The sequence below is a fragment of the Microcoleus sp. K4-B3 genome, assembly GCF_036704615.1.
Lineage (GTDB): Bacteria > Cyanobacteriota > Cyanobacteriia > Cyanobacteriales > Microcoleaceae > Microcoleus.
Genome location: NZ_JAUBSF010000165.1, coordinates 1 through 5809 on the forward strand (window position 1 = coordinate 1; position 5809 = coordinate 5809).

The 5809-nt window shown below is 48.3% G+C and carries 2 tRNA genes and 3 rRNA genes; all 5 read right to left on the reverse strand.

From position 1 onward, the window contains the following. Positions 1-51: 51 nt before the first annotated feature. A 5S ribosomal RNA gene (rrf, locus tag QUA78_RS31485) occupies positions 52-163 on the reverse strand. Between the two features lie 128 nt (positions 164-291). Beyond that, positions 292-3185: ribosomal RNA gene (locus QUA78_RS31490) — 23S ribosomal RNA — on the reverse strand. A gap of 305 nt (positions 3186-3490) precedes the next feature. Then, positions 3491-3564 (reverse strand) — tRNA-Ala (locus QUA78_RS31495). Between the two features lie 15 nt (positions 3565-3579). After that, positions 3580-3653 (reverse strand) — tRNA-Ile (locus QUA78_RS31500). Between the two features lie 177 nt (positions 3654-3830). After that, positions 3831-5353 (reverse strand): 16S ribosomal RNA (locus QUA78_RS31505). Together the 16S, 23S and 5S rRNA genes with 2 tRNA genes alongside form the textbook arrangement of a ribosomal RNA operon. Positions 5354-5809: the final 456 nt, after the last annotated feature.

The following is a 5809-nucleotide window of genomic DNA, read 5'->3' on the forward strand; positions in this document are numbered from 1 at the left end:
TTTTTCTCACAAAAAAACCTCTATCAAGTTAATGATAGAGGTTTTGAAGAAAAAAGGCAACGACTTACTCTCCCGGATTTTACTCCAGTACCATCAGCGCTGGTGGGCTTAACTGCTCTGTTCGGAATGGGAAGAGGTGATCCCCACCGCTATAGTCACCTTAAGATCATGATCCAGACCATCTGCCTGAACTTAATATCGTTAACACATTGATGAAAGAGTAAATTTAAACGAGCACACAAGTGCGTAATCTTATTATTGTAGATCTGTCTCAAGGACAGATAAATTCTAATGCTGAAGCGTTCGGGCAATTAGTACTGCTCAGCTTTGCCATTTCTGACTTTACACCTGCAGCCTATCAACGTCATAGTCTCTGACGACCCTATATGGAAATCTCATCTCGAGGTAGATTTCGCGCTTAGATGCTTTCAGCGCTTATTCCGTCCCAACGTAGCTACCCGGCAATGCCGCTGACACGACAACCGGTACACCAGCGGTTAGTCCAACCCGGTCCTCTCGTACTAAGGTCAGATCCTCTCAAATTTCCTACGCCCATCACAGATAGGGACCGAACTGTCTCACGACGTTCTGAACCCAGCTCGCGTGCCACTTTAATGGGCGAACAGCCCAACCCTTGGGACCTTCTCCAGCCCCAGGATGTGACGAGCCGACATCGAGGTGCCAAACCTCCCCGTCGATATGAGCTCTTGGGGGAGATCAGCCTGTTATCCCCAGCGTACCTTTTATCCTTTGAGCGATGGCCCTTCCATGCAGAACCACCGGATCACTATATCCAACTTTCGTCCCTGCTCGATCCGTCGATCTCACAGTCAAGCATGCTTATGCTATTGCACTCCACGTACGGTTACCAAGCGTACTGAGCATACCTTTGAAAGCCTCCGATACACTTTCGGAGGCGACCACCCCAGTCAAACTACCCACCACACAATGTCCCAGACTAGGTCTGGTTAGACATCAAGAAAATAAAGGGCGGTATTTCACCGTTGACTCCCCGTAACCTAGCGGCCACGGATCAAAGCCTCCCGCCTATCCTACACATCATTTTCCCAATGTCAATGTGAAGCTATAGTAAAGGTGCATGGGGTCTTTCCGTCCCGTGACGGGTACACGGCATCTTCACCGTGACTACAATTTCACCGAGCTCATGGCCGAGACAGCGCCCAGATCGTTACACCATTCGTGCAGGTCGGAACTTACCCGACAAGGAATTTCGCTACCTTAGGACCGTTATAGTTACGGCCGCCGTTTACTGGGGCTTCAGTTCAATGCTTCGCAGGTTACCCCACTAACATCCCCCCTTAACCTTCCAGCACCGGGCAGGTGTCAGGCCTTATACTTCATCTTTCGATTTCGCAAAGCCATGTGTTTTTGTTAAACAGTCGCCTGGGCCATTTCTCTGCGACCTGCTGTATTGCTACAGCGAGGCACCCCTTCTCCCGAAGTTACAGGGTAATTTTGCCGAGTTCCTTAGCCATGATTCACTCGAGCACCTCAGGATTCTCTCCTTGACTACCTGTGTCGGTTTGCGGTACGGGTACCATAATGATATGCTTAGCAGATTTTCTCGGAAGTCTGATTAGGTTCTCTATCCATTTGGCCGAAGCCTCCTGGTACTATTGGGTTTCAGCAAAGTCTGCGGATTTGCCAACAAACTCTATACCTACGCCTTTTAACGATCTATTTCGTCAGATCGCGGAACTTTCACTACTCCTTCTCCACATCGCTCATTACGGTAGTACTGGAATATTAACCAGTTGTCCATCGGCTATGCCTCTCGGCTTCGTCTTAGGACCCGACTTACCCGCGGATGATTAACATTGCCGCGGAACCCTTAGTCTATCGGTGGGCAGGTTTCTCACCTGCCTTATCGTTACTTATGCCTACATTTGCTTTTCTAACCGCTCCACCGTGCATTACCACACGACTTCTCCGCTGTTAGAATGCTCCCCTACCACTTGCATTGCTGCAAATCCTAAGCTTCGGTACTATACTTGATGCCCGATTATTATCGATGCTCTGTCGCTCGACCAGTGAGCTGTTACGCACTCTTTAAAGGAATAGCTGCTTCCAAGCTAACCTCCTGGCTGTCTCAGCAACTGAACCACCTTAGTTCAACTTAGTATAGATTTTGGGACCTTAGCTGTAGGTCTGGGTTCTTTCCCTCTCGGACACGGACCTTAGCACCCGCGCCCTCATTGCAGAGTATATTTGTTAGCATTCGGAGTTCATCTGGATTTGGTAGGATGTGACTCCCCCTAGTCCAATTGGTAGCTCTACCTCTAACAAACTCAACCTCCACACTGTTCCTAAAAACATTTCGGGGAGTACGAGCTATTTCTCAGTTTGATTAGCCTTTCACCCCTACCCTCAGTTCATCCAAAAACTTTTCAACGTTTACTAGTTCGGACCTCCATCCCGTGTTACCGGAACTTCATCCTGACCAAGGGTAGATCACAAAGTTTCGCGTCTACTCCCACTGACTATGCGCCCTATTCAGACTCGCTTTCGCTCCGGCTGCGCAACTTAAGTCGCTTAACCTCGCCAGTGACAGTAACTCGTAGGCTCATTATGCAAAAGGCACGCCATCACTCCATTACGGAGCTCTGACCGCTTGTAAGCGTATGGTTTCAGGTTCTTCTTTCACCCTTCTATTCGAAGTGCTTTTCACCTTTCCTTCACAGTACTGGTTCACTATCGGTCTCTCAGGAGTGTTTAGCCTTACCGGATGGTGCCGGCAAATTCAAACGGGGCGTCTCCGACCCCGCCCTACTCAGGATACTACCTCTCTCCTCTACTTTCTATTACGGGGCTATCACCCTCTATGGCCTGGTTTCCCACCCAGTTCAAATCTGTTTCGGTTTTGATTATGTAGTCCTATAACCCCACACTAGCCGTAACTAATGTGGTTTGGGCTCTTGCGCGTTCGCTCGCCACTACTTGCGCAATCACTGTTGTTTTCTCTTCCTCCGGGTACTTAGATGTTTCAGTTCTCCGGGTTTGCTCCTCTTGCGAGGTACTAAGTCTTCGACTTAGTGGGTTGCCCCATTCGGACATCTGTGGATATAGCGTCTATTTGCGACTCCCCACAGCTTTTCGCAGCTTATCACGTCCTTCATCGCCTCTGAGAGCCTAGGCATCCCCCATACGCTCTTTCTTACTTCTTTTATACGATGCTCTGTATGTATCACTACACCAGAACTCACCTTATGTGCTCGTTTATTATAATTTGTGTAATTGCTTACACCCATTACTTTTTACTACTCTTTCACCAATATGTCAATGAACTTTTTGCCGGTTTACAGCCTCCTTTACTTCCAGAACGGCTCGTTCTGTCTTGTGATGGAGACATCCAACAACGTTGATAATCAATCCATAGTACATAGCAGAGCGAATCTGCTTTTCCTATGTCTATTATCATTTCAATACTCTTAAACAATCTCGTTTGATTGTTTATCCTTTTTCTCTTTTGTGGAGAATATCGGAGTCGAACCGATGACCTCCTGCTTGCAAAGCAGGCGCTCTAGCCAGCTGAGCTAATCCCCCTTACTTTCCTTTCAGTGGGCCTGCGTGGACTCGAACCACGGACCTCTACATTATCAGTGTAGCGCTCTAACCACCTGAGCTACAAGCCCTTTTATTGGCTTTCTTGCTTCAGGCTGCTGACTCCAGGCTGCTTACTACTCATCAGCTTGCTGCTTGTAGCTTGAAGCCTGTAGCTTCCTTTAATATTTCGAATAAATAAGATTGATAGCGGACCATACCAAGGTTTCTTAGGTGTTTGGCCATTACAGCTCTAACCTAAGCTCCAGAAAGGAGGTGTTCCAGCCGCACCTTCCGGTACGGCTACCTTGTTACGACTTAGCGCCAGTTATCGGTTTTACCCTAAACAGCGTCTCACAACAACTGTCTTCAGGTCCTCCCAACTTCCATCGCTTGACGGGCGGTGTGTACAAGGTCCGGGAACGTATTCACCGTATCATTGCTGATATACGATTACTAGCGATTCCAACTTCATGCAGGCGAGTTGCAGCCTGCAATCCGAACTGAGATGCCCTTTTTGTGATTGGCTCGTCATCGCTGACTGGCAACACTTTGTAGGCACCATTGTAGCACGTGTGTAGCCCTGGGCGTAAGGGCCATGATGACTTGACGTCGTCCCCTCCTTCCTCTCCGCTTGCGCGGGCAGTCTTTTTAGAGTCCCCACCATTACGTGCTGGCAACTAAAAATAGGGGTTGCGCTCGTTGCGGGACTTAACCCAACACCTCACGGCACGAGCTGACGACAGCCATGCAGCACCTTGCTCCTTGTCCTTGCGGAACTTCCCATCTCTGGAAATGTCAAGGGCATTCTAGCCCAGGTAAGGTTCCTCGCGTATCATCGAATTAAACCACATGCTCCACCGCTTGTGCGGACCCCCGTCAATTCCTTTGAGTTTCACCGTTGCCGGCGTACTCCCCAGGTGGATTACTTATCGCTTTCGCTAAGACGCTGGCAGTGTATCGCCAACATCGAGTAATCATCGTTTACAGTGTGGACTACCAGGGTATCTAATCCTGTTTGATCCCCACACTTTCGTGCCTCAGCGTCAGTTACTGCTTGGTAAGCTGCCTTCGCTATCGGTGTTCTTGACGATATCTAAGCATTTCACCGCTACACCGTCAATTCCGCCTACCTCATCAGTACTCAAGTCATACAGTATCAATGGCACATCGACAGTTGAGCTGCCGGATTTCACCGCTGACTTATATGACCGCCTACGCACCCTTTAAACCCAATAAATCCGGACAACGCTTGCCACCTACGTATTACCGCGGCTGCTGGCACGTAGTTAGCCGTGGCTTATTCACCAGGTACCTTCAATTTCCCTCGCAAGGGCTTTTTATCCCCTGGCAAAAGCAGTTTACAACTCAGAAAGCCTTCTTCCTGCACGCGGCATGGCTGGATCAGGCTCGCACCCATTGTCCAATATTCCCTACTGCTGCCTCCCGTAGGAGTCTGGCCCGTATCTCAGTGCCAGTGTGGGGGATCAACCTCTCAGTTCCCCTAATGATCATCGTCTTGGTGGGCCGTTACCCCGCCAACTAACTAATCATGCGCATGCTCATCCTGTACCACCTCAGTTTTAATCACTAAATGATGCCATTCTATGATCTTATGGAGTGTTAATTCGAGTTTCCCCGAGCTATTCTCCTGTACAGGGCAGATTGCATACGTGTTACGCACCCTTACGCCACTCTAGGTCTTGTATTGCTACAAAACTTGCCGTTCGGCTTGCATGTATTAGGCCTGCCGCTAGCGTTCATCCTGAGCCAGGATCAAACTCTCCATAGTATTAAATTTTATACTGACCCCTTTTTCAAGGGATCCAGTATCCTACGCAACCTTGCGGCATTGTAAGCTATTTCGTTTTAATCCTCGGCTTCATTAATTTTTGTCCATTCAGCATCACTGCTGAACATTTAAGAATCAACTCGCAATATCCCTCTATCGAAATATTGCGGGTCCGCTATCAATCTCCATCTATTCAAAGAACGTTTTGAGTCTTGTCATCTTCAGATCCCCTTCGCAGGCTCTCCTCAATTTCTTCTCTCAATCTGTAACCGTTAAAGCCTTTAAACTCTTTCCGATCTTCTCCGCTTAACCTTCCGTTTCGCTGCCCCCTTGTTCGTTTTGGGAGTGCAAATGTACGAGCATTCTCAGCGAATGCAAGACCATACCCCAATCTTTTTTCATTTATTTTCATCCCGCCTCCTATCTATCTGAAAATGAAAGCAATAATTTTTGAAA